3 protein-coding genes are annotated in these 1,667 nt (G+C 67.1%); 1 reads left to right on the plus strand and 2 read right to left on the minus strand.

Features of this window, described 5'->3' with window-relative positions; all coding sequences use genetic code 11:
• A partial coding sequence (locus tag V6M37_RS01270; RefSeq protein WP_332670286.1) for a TRAP transporter large permease subunit occupies window positions 1–769 on the minus strand: 769 nt, incomplete at its 3' end.
• A gap of 66 nt (window positions 770–835) precedes the next feature.
• Here V6M37_RS01270 and V6M37_RS01275 point away from each other — a divergent pair.
• Entirely contained in the window at window positions 836–1,279 is a 444-nt protein-coding gene (locus V6M37_RS01275) for a fibronectin type III-like domain-contianing protein (RefSeq protein WP_332670288.1), read from the plus strand.
• 68 nt (window positions 1,280–1,347) lie between these two features.
• Here the strand turns inward: V6M37_RS01275 and V6M37_RS01280 are convergent.
• Window positions 1,348–1,667 (minus strand): universal stress protein (locus tag V6M37_RS01280; protein WP_332670290.1); only part of this gene is annotated, 320 nt, incomplete at its 5' end.

The raw sequence follows: 1,667 nt of genomic DNA on the forward strand, positions 1-1,667 counted from the left end.
GCACCCACTGCTCGATCAGTTGCTGCCCGCCGAGCAGTGCGAATGCCGCCGAGAAGATCGACGAGCCGACGAAGAGCCAGCACACCATCGCCGAGGTCTTTGCGGTGAGGTAGACCGACTCCTTCATCACGTCCCTGTTCAGCTGCCGGTACGCGATCGCGAGCATGAAGCCGCCGAAGGAGCCCACCGCGGCCGCCTCGCTCGGCGTCGCCAGGCCGAACACGATCGACCCGAGCACCGCAACGATCAGCGTCGCGAGCGGGAAGAACGACGACAGCAGCATGCGGAAGATCTCGAGCCGCGCGAAGCTGAGCATCAGGTAATAGGCGACGAGCAGCCCGATGCCGAGCACGGCGATCGTCCAGAACCAGATCGGCACGGTCGTCAGGACGGCGACGACCTCCTCGCCGGCCTCGGCGCCGTCCGCGTCGTCGGCCTGCGCCTCGGCGAGCCCGCTGCCGGCCGTGTCCGTGCCCGCCGGCTCGGCAAGCCCGCCGTCGTCGGCGCCCGGTTCGGCGAGTCCGCCGCCGGCACTGCCGTCGAACGTCGAAACGCTGCCGAGCTGCTGCAGGCCCATCGAATCGAACTCGACTTTCGGCGCGGTCGCCGATTGCCAGGCGAGCGCGAGCACGACCAGGACGGTGATCGCGGGCAGCAGCGTGACGACGAGCTGGCGCGCGAGCGTGCCCATCGGCAGGTCGACGTTGCGCGAGCCCTTCATCGCGCGAACGATCGCCGGCAGTGCGCGATCGCCGAAGCGTTCGCGCAACCGCTGCGCCGGCGGCGAAAGCGGTACGCGCCGGTCTTCTTCGGCCAGCGTCCCACCGGCCGGCCGATGAATCCCACTGATTACTACACGAGCAAGTACCAGGACGTGGACAACACGCCGCTGTTCGCCTTCGGCCACGGCCTGACCTACGGCCGCATCCGCTACGACGAGCTGCAGGTCGAGCCGCGGCGCCTGAGCATGCAGGACACGTTGAAGATCAGCGTCACCCTGCGCAACGAGGGCGCGCGCGAGGCCGAAGAGACCGTCTTCCTGTTCGTTCGCGCCAAGGTCAGCCTTGTTACCCGACCGTTGCTGGAGCTCAAGGGCTACGCCAAGCTGCGATTGATGCCCGGCGAAGCCGGTACGGTGGAGCTGAAACTGCCGGCGACCGAGCTGCGCTATCTCGGGCCGGATCTTCAGCCCCTGTTCGAGGCGGGCGAGGTCGAGATTTTCGTCGGCCCGAGTGCCGAGCCAACAGGCTTGCTGCAGCAGACCATCGAGTTGTACTGAAACCCTGGGAATCCACGTGGCAGAAGATCCCGAGCAGTGGCTCGGTTGTCTACATCGGCTCTTCGAACTCAGCGCACGACCAGCACTGCGGTTCCGCCCAGCGCCAGCACGCCCGTGACCACCGATCCCGCCACCATGTTGCCGAGTGCCGAATGCCCGTGCGAGCCCATCACGATGAGCTCGTATCCGTTCGAAGCAGCGTACTGGGCGATGGTCGGGGCCGGAGCCCCTTTGCATTTCACCGACTTCGCTTCCACGCCGGCGCCTGCGAGCACGTCGCGAGCCGGCGCGAGCACCTTTTCCGCTTCTTCGTCGTAATAGGTCGACAGCGCGTCCCGACCGATGAACCGCGCCGCGTGCGATGGGATGGCATGCACCGACGTGATCA

Source organism: Aromatoleum sp. (genome assembly GCF_036675785.1).
Taxonomy (GTDB): Bacteria; Pseudomonadota; Gammaproteobacteria; order Burkholderiales; family Rhodocyclaceae; genus Aromatoleum.